This is a genomic window from Bradyrhizobium sp. USDA 3240 (genome assembly GCF_054063295.1).
Genome location: NZ_JBSSGD010000002.1, coordinates 6,512,761 through 6,531,241 on the forward strand (window position 1 = coordinate 6,512,761; position 18,481 = coordinate 6,531,241).

Here is an 18,481-nt window from a genome sequence, read left to right on the forward strand (position 1 = left end):
CAATGACGGGGCCGAGAGGCCTCGCCTCAAGTCCGAGGTGCTTCGACGTAGCGTTACGCCACGTTCTGGTCGAGGATATCGACCGCGCCCTGCAGGTCGACCGACACCAGCTGCGACACGCCGCGCTCGGCCATGGTGACGCCGAACAGCCGGTTCATCCGTGCCATCGTGATCGGATTGTGCGTGATGATGATGAAGCGGGTTTCCGTCGACGAGGTCATCTCGTTCAGCAGGGTGCAGAATCGTTCGACGTTGTGGTCGTCGAGCGGCGCATCGACTTCGTCCAGCACGCAGATCGGCGACGGGTTGGTCAGGAACACCGCGAAGATCAGCGCGAGCGCCGTCAGCGCCTGCTCACCGCCTGACAGCAGCGACAGCGTCTGCGGCTTCTTGCCGGGCGGCTTGGCGATGATCTCGAGGCCGGCTTCGAGCGGATCGTCGCTCTCGATCAGATGCAGCGCGGCCTCGCCGCCGCCGAACAGCTCGGTGAACAGCCGCTTGAAGTGGTTGTTGACGGTCTCGAACGAGGTCAGCAGACGCTCGCGCGCTTCGCGGTTGAGGCTCTGGATGCCCTGCCGCAGCCGCTTGATCGCCTCGACGAGGTCGTCGCGCTCGGTGGTCAGCGCGGTGTGCTGGGTCTCGACTTCCTTGAGTTCTTCCTCGGCGCGCAGATTGACCGCGCCCAGTCGCTCGCGGTCGCGGCGCAGCTTTTCGAGTTCTTCCTCGACCTGCGCGACCGGCGGCAGCTCCGCGCCGGGCTCGATCTCGGCGAGGCCCACGACCGCCTGCGGCTCGACCTCGAGCATGTCGTGAATCTCGCGCTCGATATCGGCGAGGCGGCGGCGGGTGCCTTCCATGCGTTCTTCGGCGCGCGCGGTTGCCTCACGGGAATAGGAGAGGGCTTCGAGCGTAGCCTTGGCCACACGATCGGTTTCCGCCATGGCGGCCTCCGCGGTCGCCAGCGCATCGGCGGCGATCCGGCGATCACCCTCGGCGTGCTCGATCTCCGTGATCAGCGCGCTGCGCTTCTCGGCGAACACTTCCGGCGCGTTGGCCAGTTCCTCGCGCTCGGCCGACACCTCGGCGATGCGCTCTTCGATGGTCCCGACCTGCGAGGCGGCGCTGTTCTTGCGGCTCTGCCACTCGTTGCGTTCGGCAACGATGGCCTGCACGCGGCGGTCGGCGAGCTCGGCCTCGCGGGCGAGCGCCTGCGCCTCGGCGCGGACTTGCGCCGCGGCACGGCGCTGGTTGTCGATCTCGGCGCGAACCGCGGCGAGCTGGGCTTCGGTCTCCACGCCCGGCGGCAGTTCGGACAGCGCGGCAACTGCGTTCTCATGGGCCGCTTCGGCCTCGGCGCGGTCGGCGGCGACGCGGCTATGCGCCTCGGTCAGCGCCGATTTGCGCGCAGAGTGGCGATTGATCTCGCGTTCGGTCGCGGCATGGCGCTCACGGGCGGCGTCGGTTTCGCGGCGGGCGGCACGCACGGCTTCGCGCGAGGCACCCTCGGCGGCGGATGCCGAGCGCAATTCTTCTTCAGCCGTCTCCAGCGCCTGGCGCTTGGCGGCGGCATCGATGCGGGCCTGTTCCAGCTCATGCTCGATGTCGACGAGGCGGGCGCGCTCGGCGAGGCGGCGGGCGGCGCCGGTCGGGGCATGGGCGTCGGCAACGAAGCCGTCCCAGCGCCAGACGTCGCCTTCGAGCGACACCAGCCGCTGGCCGGTCTTCAGCTGCGACACCAGCGCCGCGCCGCGTTCCTTGGCCACCACGCCGATCTGGGCCAGACGACGGGCGAGTTCCGGCGGCGCCTGGACGTGATCGGCCAGCCGCTCGACGCCGTCCGGTAGCGCAGGATCATCAGCGGCTTCACCGACATTGGTCCAGCGCATCGGCGCGGAGGAATCCACGGGAGCGTCGAGGTCGTCGCCGAGCACGGCGCCGATCGCCTTTTCGTAGCCCTTGGCGACCGTGATGCCGTCGATGATCGGCGGCCACAGATTCTTGGTCTCGCTGGTGACGAGCTTGGAGATGGTGCGGGCTTCGGTCTCAAGCCGCTGCACGCGCTTCTCGGCCTCAGCGAGCGGATTGCGGGAGGATTCCAGCGTCTGCCGTGCGGCGGCGTGATGCGCCTCGCCCTCCTGCACAGCCGCCTCGGACTCGGCGAGCGTCTGCTGCGCCATCTCCATGGCAGCGGCGAGCGCGTCGATGTCGCCGAGATTGCCGGTCTCCTGCGCGAGCTTGGTTTCCTCGGCCTGGACGTTGGCGATCTCCTGATCGAGCCGGGCCAGCCGGTCGCGATGCGTGCGCACGCCGGCTTCGAGCTGGTTGCGCTTGGCGGTGAGGTCGGCGAGCTGCGTGGTCAACTCGCTGAACTGGCGCTCGGTCGCGGCCAGGATCTCCTCGGCCTCGGAGACGCGCTCGTCGACGCCGGAGCGCTTTTCGACGCGCGACTTGATCTCTTCCTTCAGCTCGGCGTCTTCGGTGTCGAGCCGCTGCAACGCGATGTCGGCATCGGAGGTCTGCTGCTGCTCGCGCGCGATATCCTGGGCGAACTGGGTGAGGCGGCGATCGAGCTCGCCAACACGTTCCTTGGCGCGCTGTTCCTCGCGGTCGAGCATCTCGCGCGCATTGGTCAGGCGCTGCAGGCCGGCGGCGGCGCGCGCCTCGGCATCGCGCAGTGCCGGCAGCTCGGTGGCACGGATCGCCTGGATACGCGCGGCTTCCGCTTGATGCTGGGTGCGCTCCGCCATCTCGCGCACGGCGAGATCATGCGTCCGCCCGGCGTCGTTGACGTCGGCATTGGCCCCGATCCAACGCAGATGGAACAGCATGGCCTCGGACTTGCGTACCTTGGCCGCGACCTCGCGGTAACGAATCGCCTGGCGGGCCTGCTTCTTCAGGCCTTCCATCTGGCCGGTGAGCTGGCCGATCACGTCCTCGACGCGGGTGAGGTTGGTTTCGGCCGCCTTCAGCCGCAGTTCCGCCTCGTGGCGGCGGGCGTGCAGGCCGGCGACGCCGGCCGCGTCTTCCAGCACGCGGCGGCGCTGCTCGGGCTTGGCCTGAATGATCTCGCCGATCTTGCCCTGGTGGACCAGTGCCGGCGACCGCGCGCCGGTGGCGGCGTCGGCGAACAGGATCTGGACGTCGCGGGCGCGCACGTCGCGGCCGTTGATGCGGTAGACCGAGCCGGCCTCGCGCTCGATGCGGCGGGAGATTTCGAGCAACTGGCTGTCGTTGACAGCGGCCGGCGCCGAGCGATCGGAATTGTCGATCGTCATCACGACTTCGGCGTGGTTGCGCGCCGGGCGGTTGCCGGAACCGGCGAAGATCACCGCATCCATGTCGGCGGCGCGCAGCGACTTGTGCGAGGTCTCGCCCATCGCCCAGCGCAGCGCTTCGACCAGATTGGATTTGCCGCAGCCGTTCGGTCCGACGACGCCGGTCAGGCCCGGCTCGATCATGAAATCGGTGGGTTCAACGAACGACTTGAAACCGTGCAGGCGGAGGCGCGTGAGCTTCATGTACACAAATCTCGTTTGGCCGGGCGCGAATCTCCCTGCCGTGACAATACCATGGTTGGCAATGTCGGTGTCTGGGGTGAATAGCTGCGTGCAGCTCTCATGAGCGGCGACAATGGCGATGCGAGTGCGTCAGGGCAACCGCTTGACCAAGCTTTTCCCAAGGGATTTGCAGGGGATTTACAGGGGTTTTGTGGCCCCTGCATCTCCTCCAAGATTCGCATCGCGCGAATCAGGTTTTCAACAACCAAATTATGCGACGGCCGCACGCCGTGATCGCAAATCATCCACAATTATCGTGCCGCGACTCAAACGCGGGCACGACGACGTCGGATTCGCGGGGCGCGCGATCAGCTCTTCAGCAGCGGATCGATGTGCTTGCTGAACTCCTCGAACGAGGTCTCGCCCTTCAGCATCTCGCCGTTGACGAAGAAGGTCGGCGTCGAGTTAACCTTCAGCACGTCGTTGGCGTATTTCTGGTCGGCGGCGATCTTGTCGAGCAGCGTCTGATCCTTCAGGCAGTCCTCGACCTGCTGCTGGCTGAGGCCGGCCTGCTTGCCGATCCGCGTCAGCGTCTCGGTGGTGTTCTTGACCACCCAGTCGTTCTGCTGGCGGAACAGCAGGTCGATCACGGCGAAGAACTTCGGCGCGTCGTCCTTGGCGATGCAGCGCGCCAGCATCGAGCCGGCGGCGGCCTTGATGTCGAGCGGGAATTCGCGGAACACGTAGCGGACCTTGCCCGAGTCGATGTAGGTCGACTTGATCTTCGGGAACACGGTCTCGTTGAAATTGGCGCAGTGCGGGCAGGTCATCGAGGCGTATTCGATGATGGTCACCTTGGCGTCCGCCGGGCCGAGTCCCATGTCCGGCAGCGACTGCGGCTTGGCGACCTCGGCGGCGGTCTGCGCGAACGCGTCCGTGATCAGGCGCAGCGGCGACAGCCCGGCGAGCGCGGCAAGCCCGGTCAGCGAGAGAGCAGTGGTGAAAGCGCGGCGCGTGATGATCAAGGTCAGCTCCCGGATTGGCGCATTCACGCCAGAATGAAGGGGGTCCCGAAAAGAAGCCTTCGCTAGCTTGAAACGACCATTGTGGCAATGCCGGGGTCTTGCGGCCGTGCCTGCGAAAAGCGTCAATTTCGCTTGATCAAGGCACCCAGCCGGGCCAGCGCGGCGCGCAGATCGTCGTCCTCGACGGCCGCAAGATTTGCCGCCTCCCGGGCCACGGCTTTGGCGTCGGGCGGGCGCGGCCGGGTCGGGGGGGCGCGCCGCGAAAGCGGCGCCTGCCGGATCGTCAGGCGGCCGACCGCGTGCCAGCCGAAGAAGCGGTTCACCCGCTCTAGGATGACGTCGGAGGAGTGCTGGATCTCCAGCGCCATCGGCCCCTCGACCCGCAGCACCAGCGTGGCTGGCTCCTGCGGCTGCCCCTCGACCGGCCGCGGCCACTGGATCTTCAGCGGCTCGCAATAGGCTGCGATCCGCTCGCCGGCGATCTCGGTCCAGCGCGTCACCAGTTCTCGAGCGGCAAAGCCCTGCTTGGCATAGGCGTCGGTGAAGACGTCGCTGAGCAGGATCGACAGGGGCTTTGCGCTGATCGGGCCGGGTCTGGGCATGGGTGGGGTTATAGCATCCCGCAATTCGTGTGAGGAACGTTCCTTCCGTCGTCGCCGGGCTTAGCCGTCCGAAGGACGGCGTCGCTTCCGCTCGCCTATGTCCCGGCCATACACGCCTTTGTTCCCCGGACAAAGAAAGACGTGGATGCCCGGGTCAAGCCCGCCCATGACGGGGCAAGATTTGTCCTAAAGTAACATCATGAGCTCTCGCGCGGCCGCCAAGACCAAATCGACCGATCAGCAAGCCGACCGCCCGGCGCGGCTGCTGGCCTGGTATGACCGGCACCGCCGGACGCTGCCGTGGCGCGCCGCGGCCGGGGAGCGGGCCGATCCGTACTGTGTCTGGCTGTCCGAGATCATGCTGCAGCAGACCACGGTCCGGGCGGTCGGACCGTATTTCGAGAAGTTCCTGTCGCGCTGGCCCGACGTCACCGCGCTCGGTCGCGCCTCCCTCGACGATGTCTTACGGATGTGGGCCGGGCTCGGCTACTATTCGCGGGCGCGCAACCTGCACGCCTGCGCGGTTGCGGTGCTGGGCGACCATGGCGGGGTGTTTCCGGACACCGAGGAGGGGCTGCGCGCGCTGCCGGGCATCGGGCCCTACACCGCGGCGGCGATCGCCGCGATCGCTTTCGACCGCCGCACCATGCCGGTCGACGGCAATATCGAGCGGGTGGTCAGCAGGCTCTACGCCATCGAAGAGGCGCTGCCGCAGGCCAAGCCGCTGATCAAGGAGATGGCGGCGACATTGCTTGGGCCTTCTCGCGCCGGCGACGAGAACTCTCGCGCCGGGGACAGTGCTCAGGCCTTGATGGATCTCGGCGCTACCATCTGCACGCCGAAGAAGCCGGCTTGCGCATTATGTCCGCTGAATGACGATTGCGCAGGCCGCGCCCGCGGCGACCAGGAGACGTTCCCGCGCAAGGCGCCGAAGAAGACGGGCACGTTGCGCCGCGGCGCCGCCTTCGTGGTGACGCGGGGCGGCGAGCTTTTGGTGCGCTCGCGCCCGGAAAAGGGCCTGCTCGGCGGCATGACCGAAGTGCCGGGATCGCAATGGCTGGCCGGGCAGGCGGATGCCGCCGCGCTGGCGCAGGCGCCGGAGCTCAAGGGCGTCACGCGCTGGCACCGCAAGACCGGCGTCGTGACGCATGTGTTCACGCACTTTCCGCTCGAGCTCGTTGTCTACACGGCCATTGTTCCGCCGCGGACCCGCGCGCCGGACGGCATGCGCTGGGTGCCGGTGGCGACGCTGGATGGCGAGGCGTTTCCGAACGTGATGCGCAAGGCCATCGCGCACGGGCTGGATCTCTAGGGGGCGACCTGCTGACACCATGCTGGCAGCAGGTCTCGGCTACGACGTCCAAAACGGAGGCCGCCATGATCGCAACCGCACTCGACCGCATCCCGATGCCGCCAGTCGCAAAACTGCTGGGTTGGCGTGTGGCTGACGCACGTCCGCAGGACGGCTGGATCAGGATCGTGTTCGACGGCAAGCCGGACTTCTGCAATCCGGCCGGCTTCATCCAGGGCGGCATGTTGTCTTCGATGCTCGACGACACCATGGGGCCGGCGGTGTTCATCATGACCGAGGGCAGGCTGTTCACCACGACGATCACGATGACCGTCAATTTTCTCGCACCGGCGAAGCCCGGATCGATCACCGGCGAGGCGACCGTGACGCAGCTCGGCAAGACCATCGCCTTCGTCGAGGGCCGGCTGACCGCCGCGGATGGCACGTTGATTGCGACGGCGAGCAGCAGCATTCGTCTGGTCGAGGCGGCGCGGGCGCTGCGATAGGGCCGCCTTCACTCAAGCATGTTCCGTCACCCTGAGGAGCGCGCATCGCGCGCGTCTCGAAGGGTCGACGGCCACCGGCCGGGCCGTGCATCCTTCGAGACGCGCGTTCCGCGCTCCTCAGCGACTGTGTTCTTCGTCAAGCGGGTTGCCATGGTTTTTGGTCCCTGAGCATGGCGTTGAGGGTGGTGAGAACTTTGCGCGCGACGGCGATGAGGGCGACCATCTTGGGCTTTCCAGCGGTCACCAGGCGCCGATAGAAGACCTTGAGCTGCGGATGGTATCGGCTGGCCGACAGAGCGGCCATGTAGAGCCCGGCGCGCAGCTTGGCTCTTCCGCCGCCGATCATGCTCTTGCCCTTCCAGCGGCCCGACTGGCGGGTGAACGGGGCAAGACCGGCGAGGCTCGCGATCTGGCGCCGATTGAGTGCGCCGAGCTCCGGCACCTCGGCAAGGAAGGTCCGCGCGAGGGTGTTGCTCACGCCAGGAAAGCTGACCAGCAGTTCCTCCTTGGCGCGCCAGACTGGCGAGCCGCGCACCAGCGTGTCGATGTCGTTGTCGATCTCCGGCAGCTCCTTCTCGAGGACCTTGATATGGCGGGCAAGGCTCTTGCGGACGCGGACATTCTCGGCCCGCTTCTCGCGCTGACGCTCGGCAACGATCATCTCGATGATCTGCCGTCGGCGACTGACCAGTTCAGCCAGCAGCCGGGCTTCCTGATCCGGCATGGCACGTGGCTCCGGCTTTACGGCCTCGACAAACCGCGCGATGACTGCCGCATCGATCGGGTCCGTCTTGGCACGCTGACCAACCGCCTGCGCGAAGTGCCGGATCTGGGCCGGATTGACCACCACCAGCGGCAGCTGAGCGCCCGCCAGCGCAGCAGCGACGATGGTCTCGAAGCCGCCGGTTGCCTCCACCGCAATCAGCGCTGGCGAGATCACCTGCAAGCGCGCAACGAGCTCTTCCAAGCCTTTGCCGTCACGCGCCACGGCAAAGGCTTCCCCGCTCGGACGCACATGCACGTCCAGCCGGTCCTTCGACACATCAATGCCAACGTAGATCGCGTCCATCTGCACCCCTCCTTGCGCAACCGGGCTCGCCAGGCGGCCCTCGCGACTGTTCGGGTTCAATGGAACAACGGACGGGGCGCCGCGCTGAGGATCGGGCTTCAAAGCCCTGGGATGAAGCGGTCTCCCGTCCGCTACCGCACCGGACACTCTATCCGATCCGGCGATTCGAGACTTACAAGGATGACGGGTAGAGAGCTGCGTCAGCCCGCCCGCTGCACGATCGGCGGCTTGGCGTTCAGCCCCTCGACCTGGAAGCCGGCGACGCGCTTGTAGTTGGCGGCGATGTCTTCCAGTTCCTGCTGTGACAGCACCTCGGTGACGACGCCAAAGCCGTTGGGCGCGCGCTCCTCGACCAGCTGCATCACCTGCTCCGGGCCGTTGCGGCGGTTCAGCATCACGAGGTCGGTCGTCGCCGGGCGCCGTTCGGCCTCATAGGCTGACAGCGCCGCCTGCGTCGGGCCATGCGCCAAAATCTCGCGCGTCAGCGTGCGCGCATCCAAAATCGCCTGCGAGGCGCCGTTGGAGCCGATCGGGTACATCGGATGCGCGGCGTCGCCCATCAGCGTGACGCGGCCGAAGGTCCATTGCGCGATCGGATCGCGATCGACCAGCGGATATTCGTAGGCATGCGGGCAGTTGCGGATCAGGCCGGGCACGTCGAGCCAGTCGAAATTCCAGTTCTCGAACCACGGCAGGAACTCGTCGAGCTTTGCGGTGCGGTTATAGTCCTCGCGGCGCCACTGATAGGTCGGCGGCATCTGGCGCTCGGCGACCCAGTTGATGTCGAACTTGCCGTCGGCGCCGGCCTCCTTCGAGATCGGATAGCAGACGAATTTCAGGATCTCGTGGCCGGCCATGATCATGGTGCGGCCGGTCAGGAAAGCATTGCCGCGGGTGATGCCGCGCCACAGGATGCGGCCGTTCCAGATCGGCGGCCCTTCCTGCGGATAGAGTTTTTCGCGCACCGCCGAATGGATGCCGTCGGCGGCGATCAGCACCGCGCCGTCATAGCTGCCGGCGGGCTTGCCGGTCACCTTGTCGATGAAATCGGCGCGGACGCCGTCGGCGGTCTCGGTCCAGCCGGCGAGATGATGGCTGGTCAGAATGTTCGCAGCTCCCAGCCGTTCGGTCGCGGCGTCGAGCAGCAGCTGCTGCAACCGGCCGCGATGGATGGAGAACTGCGGCCATTTATAGCCGGCCTCGAGCCCGCGCGGCTCGCTCCAGATCGGCTTGCCGTGCTTGGAGAAATAGGCGAGCTCGCGCGTGCGCACCGCTGATGCGTCGAGCACATCGTGCAGGCCGAGCTCGATCAATTCGCGCACCGCATGCGGCAGCACGTTGATGCCGACGCCGAGCGGCCGCAGCTCGGGCACGCTCTCGAAGACGCGACAGGGCACGCCGATCTGGTGCAGGCTGAGCGCCAGCGTCAGCCCGCCAATTCCGCCACCTGCAATCAGCACAGTCATGAAAAGCCCTCTCGATTGGCCATCGTCATCGCATGGCGGCCCCGCTGCGGGCAAGGTCCGCGGCGCCGCGCGGGGTGGACGGCAAGGGGTGCTGCGGCTAACGTCCGCTGCATCTCATAACAAGCCAGGCCGGGTTCGCAACGAACCGACAAGGCCCGCAGAGGACAACGACATGCTCAAGCTCTATACCGCCCCCGGCACCTGCGCGCTCGCGTCCCACATCGCGCTGGCCGAGGCCGGCGCGCCTTATTCGGTCGAGCGGCTGGATTTCAAGATCAACCAGCAGAACAGCCCGGAGTACCTGAAGATCAATCCGAAGGGCCGGGTTCCGTCGCTGGTGACCGACCAGGGCGTGCTCACCGAGACGCCGGCGATGCTGGCCTACATCGCGCAGACCTATCCGCAGGCGAAGCTCGCGCCGCTCGACGACGCCTTCGCATTCGCGAAGCTGCAGGCCTTCAATTCCTACCTGTGCTCGACGGTGCATGTCTGCCACGCCCACAAGATGCGCGGCGCGCGCTGGGCAACTCAGGAGACGTCGTTCGCCGACATGAAGTCGATGGTCCCGAAGACCATGGCCGCCTGCTTCAACCTGATCGAGCGCGACATGCTGAAGGGCCCGTGGGTGATGGGCGACAGCTACACGGTCGGCGACGCCTATCTCTACACGCTCGCGCTCTGGCTCGATGGCGACGGCGTCGACATCGCGACCCTGCCCAAGGTGAAGGCGCATCGCGCCGCGATGGAGCAGCGGCCGGCGGTGCAGAAGGTGCTGGCCGAGCAGAGGGTGTAAGACCGCCAATAATTCGGTGTCGTCCCGGCGAAGGCCGGGACCCATAACCCCGAGTTTTGGTTGTGGTACGACGCTGGGGCCGCCGCCGTGCTCGATAGCGAACGGCGGTGGTGATGGGTCCCGGCCTTCGCCGGGACGACGTGTGGAGAGCGCGCGTGCTGTCACACCTTCCGCGTCTCCAGCTCCCGACCGGTCTCCAGCATCAGCCGGCGCAGCCAGATCGAACCGGGATCCATCTGGGCCCGTGTCGGATAGAACATGTGCTGCTCGTCGATGCCGGGATCGAGCGGCGGCGTCACCGTCACCAGCGATAATTGTTTTGCCAGCGCAGAGATCAGCCGGCGCGGCACGAAGGCGACGAGGTCGGTGCGCGCAGTGACGTGCAGCGCCTCGATATAGCCCGGCACCACCAGCGCGATCCGGCGCTGGATGCCCTTGGCGCGCAGCCAGGTGTCGATCAGGTCCTCGTTGTGGCCACGGATGATCACCGCGACGTGCCGTGCCGCGAGGAACGCTTCGCGCTTCCTGAGCCTGGCGCCGGCGGGATGGCCGCGCCGCACTGCCAGCGCATCGATGTCGGTGTAGAGCCGCTGGCGGTGAAATCCCTTGAAGGAATTGCCGATCGAGATCACGAGATCGATGGTGCGGGCAAAGTCGGGCGTGAAGATCGTCGAGCTCCGCCACGGCACGACGTCGATGGTGACGTTCGGCGCCAGCTGCGTCACCTTCTCCATCAGCGGCGGCATCAGCAGCTCGACCGCGAGGTCGGGCATCATCAGGCGGAAATGCCGCTCGCTGCGCGCCGGGTCGAAATCGTCGGAGACGAACAGCGTGCGCACCTGGTCGAGCGCCTGCGCCAGCGGCGAACGCAGCGCCTGCGCCCGCGGCGTCAGCTCCATCCGCGCGCCGTTGCGCACCAGCAGCGGATCGCCGATCAGGTCGCGCAGCCGCTGCAGCGCGTGGCTGGTCGCCGGCTGCGACAGGTTGAGCCGCATCGCGGCGCGGCTGACATTGGCATCGCGCAGCAGGGCGTCGAGCGCGACCAGCAGATTGAGGTCAAGCGAATTCAAATTCATTAGGTGAATATATATCATACCACCTATCGATTGGAAGAATGTGCGCCGGCGCCGCATGATCGGGAGGCAAGGCGTTCTCACGCGAAGCGAACAACGCTTCGCGTGAGGAAATGCCTGAAATCAGAGCCAACCCATCGCAAGGAGACGCGCCATGAGCGCAGCCGACAACAAGAAACTGGTGCAGGAGATATTCGTGGTCGCGAGCAATCCCGATCCCGCGGTGCGCGAGAAATCGCTGTTCATGGCGACGCTTGCCGACGATGCGATCTGGACCGTGACCGGGCAATATTCCTGGTCGCGCACCTTCACCGGCAAGCAGTCGATCATGAATGATCTGCACGGCACCGTCCGCTCCAGACTGGTGGAACGGACCCGCACCGTCGCCCGTCGCATCATCGCCGACGGAGATATCGTCGTGGTCGAGGCCAAGGGCAACAACCTTACCAGGGAAGGCCAGCGTTACGACAACGACTATTGCATGGTGTTTCGCTTCGACGGCGGCAAGATCAAGGAGGTGCGGGAATATTGCGACTCGGTGCTGACCGAGAAGGCGCTCGGTCCGTTTCCGGCGGCCGCGGTTCGCGCTGCGGGTTGAAGCACTGACGGCCGCAGTCGCGGCAGCGCTGGTCTGGATCCGGCAGTGGGGTGAGGACCGGCGCGCCTGGCGGCAGTTTGCTGCCATGAGTGAACGCGAACTGCAGGACATCGGCGTCTGCCGCGCCGACATCGCCCGTCAAGGCCGGTACGACAACGGCAGGTACTGGCCGCCGTAAGATGCGAAAATGGTCTGGGTGGGCAGCGCGGAAGCGCGCCCACCCTGCGCAGCGTTCAAGGACGGCTTACGCTACCTTGGACTTGAGGTGGCCGAACATGATGTCGCGGGCCGAGTCGTCCATCTCCGCCTTGAAGGTGTGCTTGTCCTTCAGCGCGATCGCGCGCGCCGCCGCCGGCCGCGCCGAGATCTCGTCGACCAGCCGCTTCACGTTCGGATACTTCGCGTAGCCTTCCTCGCCGAGGATGAACGGCGCCATCCGCGCCCAGCCCCAGAACGCCATGTCGACGATCGTGTAGCTGTCGCCGACCATGTAGCGCGACTTTGCCAAATGATCGTCGAGGATCTTGTAGTGGCGATGCGCCTCGTACTGGTAGCGGTTGTTGGCGTAGTCGAGGTCCTTCGGCGCGAAATGCTTGAAATGCACCGCCTGGCCGGAATACGGACCGAGGCCGGTCGCGATGAACATCAGCCAGGACAGCGTCGCGGCGCGGTTGGCCGGCGTATTGGCAGGCAGGAACTTGCCGTTCTCCTCGGCGAGGTAGAGCAGGATGGCGTTGCTGTCGAACACCAGCACCCCGTCGTCGTCGATCGCCGGCACCTTGCCGTTCGGATTGACCTTGAGGAATTCCGGCGCGAACTGCTCGCCCTTGCGGGTGTCGACCGGGATCGCCTCGAACGGCAGGCCGGATTCTTCCAGGAACAGGGCAACCTTGTTCGGGTTCGGCGCACCATTGAAATAGAATTTGATCATGAAGGGACTCTCTTGGTTCTTGTGACCGGCGAAATCGGGACGCGGCGGGCGAGGGCCGCTTGGCCCCTCATGCGCAAAATTCGCTGCAATGCGCAAGCGACGAGTTTGTGAATCAGGGTCGCGTGTCGCGCTGGTCAGCCCCAGAAGAAGCCCAGGATACCCGCGACGATCAGCGCAACGCCCGCGACGTCCAGCACGGCGGCGGAACGGGTCGCGGCGTGCAGGTTGGAAAGCTGTGTCGCGCGCTCCGAGCCGCGGGCAAAGCCGTGCACGATGATCTCTTCATTGAACTCGCCATGCGCCTCGAGAGCGAGCGTGAGGCCGACGCAGACCAGCAGGATGCCGAAAATGATCAGGCCGAAGAATCCGAGCAAGCCGATCAGCAGCATCGGAAACATGCCGAGCAGGAAGATCGGCAACAGCGGCACCAGCAGCAAGGTCTCGGATTGTCTTCGCATCGGGCGACCAATCGAAACGGCAAGTGACGCGACTCAATGTAGGCCCGCCGCCGCGGCGCAACAAGGCGGCCCACGTTCAAGACGGCGTCATCATTCTCCACTCGTCATTCCGGGGCTCGCGAAGCGAGAACCCGGAATCCATCGGGCCGCATAGCAGGTGGTGCAATGGATTCCGGGCTCGCCGCTTTGCGGCGCCCCGGAATGACGAAGAGGGAGAGACGGCGCCGGATTCGCGGCGGGACTTCAGCCCACCGCCATCCCGGAGCGGATCTCGGCGCGCAGTTCGTCGATCAGCCTCAGGCCGGTCTTGGTCTCGACGTGCCAGAAGGTCCAGCCGTTGCAGGCGCCGGAGCCTTGTGCGACCGCGCCGATGCGGTGGATCGAGCCGACCTTGTCGCCGAGCATGATGGCGCCGTCGGCGCGCACCAGGGCGCCATGGCGCTTCTTGGCATCGACGAGTTTGGCGCCGGGCACGATCATGCCGCGTTCGATCAGTTCGGAGAATGCCACCCGCGGCGCCTCGCGAGCGGTCATGAACGGGGCCAAGGTCTCGGCCGGCAGCGGCTCGATCGCGGCGATGCGGGCTTCGGCGGCGGCGGCATAGGTCCGGTCGCGCTCGAAGCCGATATAGTTGCGGCCGAGTCGTTTGGCGACCGCGCCTGTCGTTCCGGTGCCGTTGAACGGATCGATCACGAGATCGCCGGGCTTCGACGACGACAGCAGCACGCGGGCGAGCAGCTGCTCGGGCTTCTGCGTCGGATGGACCTTCTTGCCGTCGTCGCCCTTGAGGCGTTCCTCGCCGGTGCACAGCGGGATCAGCCAGTCGGAGCGCGCCTGCACGTCCTCATTGGACGCCTTCAGCGCTTCGTAATTGAAGGTGTAGCCCTTGGCCTTCTCGTCGCGCGCGGCCCAGATCATGGTCTCGTGCGCGTTGGTGAAGCGGCGGCCGCGGAAATTCGGCATCGGATTGGACTTGCGCCACACGATGTCGTTCAGGAGCCAGAAGCCGAGGTCCTGCATGATCGCGCCGACGCGGAAGATATTGTGATAGGAGCCGATCACCCACAGCGTTGCCGACGGCTTCATCACGCGGCGGCAGGCCAGCAGCCAGGCGCGGGTGAAATCGTCATAGGCAGCGAACGACGAGAACTTGTCCCAGTCGTCGTTGACGGCATCGACATGCGACTCGTCGGGGCGCTTGAGATCGCCCTTGAGCTGCAGATTGTAGGGAGGATCCGCGAAGACGAGGTCGACCGAGCCGGCCTGAAGCTTCGACAACTCGGCCACGCAATCGCCTATGACGATGTGGCTCGACGGGGCACTCTCAAATTTAGTGCGGGGCGCCCTTGCAGACGCCCCGCGACGCGACACTACCATGACTCAAGAACTCTGACTCAGGCGACGCTGTCGGCGACGCGGGACTAAACAACCGACTGGCGTCACATTGACCCGGCAAAGTAAAAATCGACTTAATTGGAAATGTTCATGCAAAAGATTGCAGCATCTTTTGCGCGACATGGCACAGTGTCGTTTGCGTTGTGCTGCAACATCAGCGCGTTCTGCGAAAAATTTTGCGGATCATCAATCCGGCACGATTCGACCGGTAAATTGCCGCCGCTTGCAGTGTTCGCGGCCCAAAGGATGCGCGTCTAACGACTAGGCAATTTTTGCCGGGCAGGATATTGATTAACAGAATGGAAATTTTAGGTTGGTGTGTCCCGCATTGGGGCGCCGACCGGAGTGAAGGGAAACCGCCATGCGCTATGATGATTTCCGCCGCAGCGACGATGTCGAAGACCGTCGCGACGACAGCGGAGGCGGCGGTGGTGGCGGCTTCGGGCTTCCGATGGGCGGCGGTGGGCTCGGCATCGGCACGGTCATCGTGCTCGGCCTGCTCGGCTATGCCTTCGGCATCGATCCGCGCATCCTGATCGGCGGTGCCGAGATTCTCACCGGCGGCGGCCAGGCTCCGACCTACCAGACCGATCGCCAGTCGTCGGGCGGGCAGGCCAAGCGCGGCGCGCCGACCGACGAGATGGGCAGCATGATCGCCGGCATCTTGGGTGAAATCGACGATCGCTGGAGCGAGATCTTCCAGGCCTCGGGCCAGACCTACACCGGTCCGAAGATCGTGCTGTTCCGCAACGCCACCAATGGCGGCCGCTGCGGCATGGCGCAGTCGGCGATGGGACCGTTCTACTGCCCGCCGGACAAGACCATCTTCCTCGACACCAATTTCTTCCGCGAGGTCGAGACGCGCTTCCGCGGCTGCTCGGGCAACGCCTGCAAGTTCACCGCGGCCTATATCATCGCGCATGAGGCCGGCCATCACATCCAGAACCTGCTCGGCATCATCCCGCGGGTGAACCGGTTGCAGCAGCAGGCCGGCAGCAAGGCCGAGGCCAACGCGCTTCAGGTCAAGGTCGAGTTGCAGGCCGATTGTCTCTCCGGCGTCTGGGTCAACCGCGAGGAGAAGAAGCGGCCGGGCTTCCTCGAGGCCGGCGACATCGACGCCGCGCTGACCACGGCGAATGCGATTGGCGACGACACGCTGCAACGGCAGGCGACGGGCAGGGTGGTGCCTGATTCCTTCACCCACGGCTCGGCTGCGCAGCGCAAGCAATGGTTCATGACCGGCTACCAGCAGGGCACGGTGCAGGCTTGCAACACGTTCGGTGGGGGATAGCTGCGTTGATTGATTGCCGGGCGTAGCCGCGGTCTCGGTTTACCTCTCCCGCTTGCGGGGGAGGTCGCATCGCATCGTTAGATGCGATGCGGGTGGGGCTCTCTCCACTATATGACTTGCGGTGACACCCCCACCCCAACCCTCCCCCGCAAGCGGGAGAGGGAGTGAGAGAGCAGGCCATGTCCTCGACCGACGAATCCAAAACCTTCATCCCGCTCAACATCGCGGTGCTGACGATTTCCGACACCCGCTCGCTGGCGGATGACAAATCGGGCACCACGCTGGCCGACCGTCTGACCGCGGCCGGCCACAAGCTCGCGGCGCGCGAGATCGTCACCGACGATGTCGAGGCGATTAGGGCTGTGATCCGGCGCTGGATCGGCGATGTGGGCGTCGATGCCGTCATCACCACCGGCGGCACCGGCTTTACCGGCCGCGATGTGACGCCGGAGGCGGTCGAGCCGCTGTTCGAGAAGCGGATGGACGGCTTTTCGATCGCCTTCCACATGCTGAGCCATGCCAAGATCGGGGCATCGACGATCCAGAGCCGGGCGACCGCCGGTGTTGCGGGCGCGACCTTCATCTTCTGCCTGCCCGGTTCGCCCGGCGCCTGCCGCGACGGCTGGGACGGCATTCTGGCCGCGCAGCTCGACTACCGCACGCGGCCCTGCAATTTCGTCGAGATCATGCCGCGGCTGGATGAACATTTGCGCCGCCCGAAGGCGAAGGGCGCGAGCGCGTAGCCACTACCGTCATTCCGGGGCGCGCGAAGCGCGAACCCGGAATCCATTTCGCCGCGGGTTCTGTGGCCGGATGGATTCCGGGCCTGCGCCTGACCGCGCATCCCGGAATGACGGGGATATGGAGTCCTAAAGCTCCAGCTCCCACGTTTCCCCGATCAGGTCGACGCCAAAACTGTGGTGCTTCTCTTCCTTCATCCGCTGGAAGCCGGCGCGGGCATAGATGCCGCGCGCGGCGACCAAAATGCTCTGGGTCCACAGCGTCATCTTCTTGTAGCCCATCTCGCGTGCGGAGCGGATGCATTGCTCGACCAAAGCACGGCCGACGCCGAGCCCACGCGCCTTCTCCTCCACCGCCAGCAGCCGCAGCTTGGCAATCCCGTTGCCGCCGTTGACCAGGAAGACCGAGCCGACCGGCTCGCCGTCGACCTCAGCGATCCAGCAATGCTCACAGGCCGGATCGAACGATCGCAGAAACTGCGCGCAGATCTCGGCCACCAGCGCCTCGTAGCTGATGTCCCAGCCATACTCCTCCGCGTAGGCGCGACCCTGTTGCGAGATCACCCAGCCGATGTCGCCGACGCGGTGGCTGCGCAGCAGGAATCCCACCGGCTTCTCGGCCGGCGGCTCCAGCGACTGCTCGATCGTGCCCATCGCGCGCACCACCGCTGCGCGGCGGCCGCCGTCCATCTGCTTCAAGAGCGCCCCGACCTCGCTGCGCGAGCGGCGGTCGAGATCGGCGGCAGCAGTGCGGCCCTTGGCGGTGAGGGCCACCTCGTTGACGCGCTTGTCGGCCTTTGACGGCTTGCGCGTCACGATCTGGCGGCGCTGCAGCGCTGCCAGCGTGCGGCTGACGAAGCCGGCATCGAGGTCGAGATCGCGCACCAGGTCGGTCGCGGTGCAGTCCGCGCGATGCGCGAGCTCGTAGATGATCCGCGCTTCCTGCAGCGTGAATGTCGAGTGCAAGAGCTTCGGCTCGATGATGCCGAGCTTGCGGGTGTAGAACCGGCTGAAGCCGCGGACCGCGGCAAACCTGGCTCTCGAGCGAGGTGTCATGGGAATTTGATTTCATCAAACATATTATTTGACGGAATCAAATAAATGGCAAGTGCTTTCCGGAGCGTTTTCTTCGCGAGAACCGGTGTCTGCTTCGCTTGAATATGCCCTACGCCACCATGATCCGGCTGCGCAGCATGGTGCGGGAGGAGCGGCCGAGCCGGCGCAGCAGCCGCGCCTCGGAGCGGCGGGCGTCCGGCCGGTAGCCGCCGATCCGCTCGTAATGCTCGCGTGCGATCAGAAGGCCCTGTTCGGCCGAGGGTCCGGTGATCATCCGGGCGACGAATTTGAGGCCGTCGCGCAGACCGGGGTCGGTGTAGGGCGCGCGGGCGTAGCGGAAGACGCCGGCGCGGTCCTTGCCGCTCGCCGCCACCATCTGGATGAACTGGGTGGTCTCCTCGATCCAGCCGGCGTCGAGCACCGCGCCCGGATGCAGGAACATCAGCCAGGGCGAACGCGCCTGCCGCGCGCCTGCCGCAAGCGCCGCGGCGCGGGTGCCCTCGAAACGCAGGAAGTGACAGCCGGCGATGTCGGCAACGCGTTCCATCACATCGCTGTCGGTGCGGTCGACCAGCAGTACCTCGCGGATGACGCCGGCGGCCGCACCCGGCACCAGCGCGGCCAATGTTGCGACCGCGGTGCGCTCAACTCCGTCGGTGGGAATGATCACGCTCAGCATGACTTTGAGGC

General features: G+C 66.0%; 18 protein-coding genes. 7 read left to right on the forward strand and 11 right to left on the reverse strand.

The annotated features are described in order from the left end of the window. Positions 1 to 53: 53 nt before the first annotated feature. The 3 genes from smc to ACVIGA_RS31530 form a co-directional block, all read right to left on the reverse strand. Entirely contained in the window at positions 54 to 3,518 is a 3,465-nt protein-coding gene (gene smc, locus ACVIGA_RS31520; RefSeq protein WP_456669062.1) for a chromosome segregation protein SMC, read from the reverse strand. A 347-nt stretch (positions 3,519 to 3,865) separates the two neighbouring features. Next, entirely contained in the window at positions 3,866 to 4,522 is a 657-nt protein-coding gene (locus tag ACVIGA_RS31525; RefSeq protein WP_092124558.1) for a DsbA family protein, read from the reverse strand. Positions 4,523 to 4,644: 122 nt separating this feature from the next. Further along, entirely contained in the window at positions 4,645 to 5,124 is a 480-nt protein-coding gene (locus ACVIGA_RS31530; protein ID WP_223969396.1) for a DUF721 domain-containing protein, read from the reverse strand. Between the two features lie 199 nt (positions 5,125 to 5,323). Between ACVIGA_RS31530 and mutY the strand changes: the two genes are divergently transcribed. Both mutY and ACVIGA_RS31540 read left to right on the forward strand, forming a co-directional pair. Then, a complete protein-coding gene (gene mutY / locus ACVIGA_RS31535) occupies positions 5,324 to 6,436 on the forward strand; it encodes an A/G-specific adenine glycosylase (RefSeq protein ID WP_456669063.1) in 1,113 nt (370 codons plus the stop codon). A gap of 65 nt (positions 6,437 to 6,501) precedes the next feature. Further along, entirely contained in the window at positions 6,502 to 6,921 is a 420-nt protein-coding gene (locus ACVIGA_RS31540; RefSeq protein WP_456669064.1) for a PaaI family thioesterase, read from the forward strand. A gap of 136 nt (positions 6,922 to 7,057) precedes the next feature. Here ACVIGA_RS31540 and ACVIGA_RS31545 read toward each other — a convergent pair whose 3' ends face one another. After that, positions 7,058 to 7,990 carry an IS110 family RNA-guided transposase gene (locus tag ACVIGA_RS31545; protein WP_375777642.1) on the reverse strand — a complete coding sequence of 311 codons (933 nt, stop codon included), beginning with the start codon at positions 7,988 to 7,990 and terminating at the stop codon, positions 7,058 to 7,060. A gap of 200 nt (positions 7,991 to 8,190) precedes the next feature. Further along, positions 8,191 to 9,456: a flavin-dependent oxidoreductase gene (locus tag ACVIGA_RS31550; RefSeq protein WP_456669065.1), complete on the reverse strand. Its 1,266-nt coding sequence runs from the start codon at positions 9,454 to 9,456 to the stop codon at positions 8,191 to 8,193. A gap of 172 nt (positions 9,457 to 9,628) precedes the next feature. Here ACVIGA_RS31550 and ACVIGA_RS31555 point away from each other — a divergent pair, with 172 nt between their 5' ends. Continuing rightward, the gene (locus tag ACVIGA_RS31555; protein ID WP_456669066.1) at positions 9,629 to 10,249 is read left to right on the forward strand and encodes a glutathione S-transferase family protein; all 621 of its coding nucleotides are present in this window, start codon (positions 9,629 to 9,631) and stop codon (positions 10,247 to 10,249) included. A gap of 161 nt (positions 10,250 to 10,410) precedes the next feature. Here ACVIGA_RS31555 and ACVIGA_RS31560 read toward each other — a convergent pair whose 3' ends face one another. Continuing rightward, positions 10,411 to 11,325 carry a LysR family transcriptional regulator gene (locus ACVIGA_RS31560; protein WP_223969389.1) on the reverse strand — a complete coding sequence of 305 codons (915 nt, stop codon included), beginning with the start codon at positions 11,323 to 11,325 and terminating at the stop codon, positions 10,411 to 10,413. A 151-nt stretch (positions 11,326 to 11,476) separates the two neighbouring features. Between ACVIGA_RS31560 and ACVIGA_RS31565 the strand changes: the two genes are divergently transcribed. Both ACVIGA_RS31565 and ACVIGA_RS31570 read left to right on the forward strand, forming a co-directional pair. Further along, positions 11,477 to 11,920 (forward strand): nuclear transport factor 2 family protein, encoded by a 444-nt coding sequence (locus tag ACVIGA_RS31565; protein ID WP_456669067.1) that lies wholly within the window; start codon positions 11,477 to 11,479, stop codon positions 11,918 to 11,920. A gap of 37 nt (positions 11,921 to 11,957) precedes the next feature. After that, positions 11,958 to 12,098: a DUF1127 domain-containing protein gene (locus tag ACVIGA_RS31570; RefSeq protein ID WP_456670930.1), complete on the forward strand. Its 141-nt coding sequence runs from the start codon at positions 11,958 to 11,960 to the stop codon at positions 12,096 to 12,098. A gap of 66 nt (positions 12,099 to 12,164) precedes the next feature. On the opposite strand, the gene ACVIGA_RS31575 is transcribed toward ACVIGA_RS31570, so the two are convergent. The 3 genes from ACVIGA_RS31575 to ACVIGA_RS31585 all read right to left on the reverse strand — a co-directional run bounded on the left by ACVIGA_RS31575 (position 12,165) and on the right by ACVIGA_RS31585 (position 14,686). After that, positions 12,165 to 12,851: a glutathione S-transferase family protein gene (locus ACVIGA_RS31575; protein ID WP_223969386.1), complete on the reverse strand. Its 687-nt coding sequence runs from the start codon at positions 12,849 to 12,851 to the stop codon at positions 12,165 to 12,167. 134 nt (positions 12,852 to 12,985) lie between these two features. After that, complete coding sequence (locus ACVIGA_RS31580) at positions 12,986 to 13,309, reverse strand: hypothetical protein (protein ID WP_223969384.1); 324 nt, start codon at positions 13,307 to 13,309, stop codon at positions 12,986 to 12,988. 243 nt (positions 13,310 to 13,552) lie between these two features. After that, complete coding sequence (locus ACVIGA_RS31585; protein ID WP_097672884.1) at positions 13,553 to 14,686, reverse strand: site-specific DNA-methyltransferase; 1,134 nt, start codon at positions 14,684 to 14,686, stop codon at positions 13,553 to 13,555. Between the two features lie 379 nt (positions 14,687 to 15,065). On the opposite strand from ACVIGA_RS31585, the gene ypfJ reads away from it, so the two are divergent. Both ypfJ and moaB read left to right on the forward strand, forming a co-directional pair. Next, positions 15,066 to 15,995: a KPN_02809 family neutral zinc metallopeptidase gene (gene ypfJ, locus ACVIGA_RS31590; protein WP_375776468.1), complete on the forward strand. Its 930-nt coding sequence runs from the start codon at positions 15,066 to 15,068 to the stop codon at positions 15,993 to 15,995. Between the two features lie 179 nt (positions 15,996 to 16,174). After that, a complete protein-coding gene (gene moaB / locus ACVIGA_RS31595; protein WP_456669068.1) occupies positions 16,175 to 16,738 on the forward strand; it encodes a molybdenum cofactor biosynthesis protein B in 564 nt (187 codons plus the stop codon). A gap of 126 nt (positions 16,739 to 16,864) precedes the next feature. Here moaB and ACVIGA_RS31600 read toward each other — a convergent pair whose 3' ends face one another. Together ACVIGA_RS31600 and ACVIGA_RS31605 are read right to left on the reverse strand one after the other, a co-directional pair. Then, positions 16,865 to 17,791: a bifunctional helix-turn-helix transcriptional regulator/GNAT family N-acetyltransferase gene (locus ACVIGA_RS31600; RefSeq protein WP_456669069.1), complete on the reverse strand. Its 927-nt coding sequence runs from the start codon at positions 17,789 to 17,791 to the stop codon at positions 16,865 to 16,867. A gap of 109 nt (positions 17,792 to 17,900) precedes the next feature. Then, the gene (locus ACVIGA_RS31605; RefSeq protein ID WP_456669070.1) at positions 17,901 to 18,470 is read right to left on the reverse strand and encodes a glycosyl transferase; all 570 of its coding nucleotides are present in this window, start codon (positions 18,468 to 18,470) and stop codon (positions 17,901 to 17,903) included. Between the last annotated feature and the right edge of the window lie 11 nt (positions 18,471 to 18,481).

Coding starts and splice junctions, on each gene's coding strand:
- smc (WP_456669062.1), bottom strand. CDS start 3,518: ATGAAGCTCACGCGCCTCCGCCTGCACGGTTTCAAGTCGTTCGTTGAA.
- ACVIGA_RS31530 (WP_223969396.1), bottom strand. CDS start 5,124: ATGCCCAGACCCGGCCCGATCAGCGCAAAGCCCCTGTCGATCCTGCTC.
- mutY (WP_456669063.1), top strand. CDS start 5,324: ATGAGCTCTCGCGCGGCCGCCAAGACCAAATCGACCGATCAGCAAGCC.
- ACVIGA_RS31540 (WP_456669064.1), top strand. CDS start 6,502: ATGATCGCAACCGCACTCGACCGCATCCCGATGCCGCCAGTCGCAAAA.
- ACVIGA_RS31545 (WP_375777642.1), bottom strand. CDS start 7,990: ATGGACGCGATCTACGTTGGCATTGATGTGTCGAAGGACCGGCTGGAC.
- ACVIGA_RS31550 (WP_456669065.1), bottom strand. CDS start 9,456: ATGACTGTGCTGATTGCAGGTGGCGGAATTGGCGGGCTGACGCTGGCG.
- ACVIGA_RS31555 (WP_456669066.1), top strand. CDS start 9,629: ATGCTCAAGCTCTATACCGCCCCCGGCACCTGCGCGCTCGCGTCCCAC.
- ACVIGA_RS31560 (WP_223969389.1), bottom strand. CDS start 11,325: ATGAATTTGAATTCGCTTGACCTCAATCTGCTGGTCGCGCTCGACGCC.
- ACVIGA_RS31565 (WP_456669067.1), top strand. CDS start 11,477: ATGAGCGCAGCCGACAACAAGAAACTGGTGCAGGAGATATTCGTGGTC.
- ACVIGA_RS31575 (WP_223969386.1), bottom strand. CDS start 12,851: ATGATCAAATTCTATTTCAATGGTGCGCCGAACCCGAACAAGGTTGCC.
- ACVIGA_RS31580 (WP_223969384.1), bottom strand. CDS start 13,309: ATGCGAAGACAATCCGAGACCTTGCTGCTGGTGCCGCTGTTGCCGATC.
- ACVIGA_RS31585 (WP_097672884.1), bottom strand. CDS start 14,686: ATGGTAGTGTCGCGTCGCGGGGCGTCTGCAAGGGCGCCCCGCACTAAA.
- ypfJ (WP_375776468.1), top strand. CDS start 15,066: ATGCGCTATGATGATTTCCGCCGCAGCGACGATGTCGAAGACCGTCGC.
- moaB (WP_456669068.1), top strand. CDS start 16,175: ATGTCCTCGACCGACGAATCCAAAACCTTCATCCCGCTCAACATCGCG.
- ACVIGA_RS31600 (WP_456669069.1), bottom strand. CDS start 17,791: ATGACACCTCGCTCGAGAGCCAGGTTTGCCGCGGTCCGCGGCTTCAGC.
- ACVIGA_RS31605 (WP_456669070.1), bottom strand. CDS start 18,470: ATGCTGAGCGTGATCATTCCCACCGACGGAGTTGAGCGCACCGCGGTC.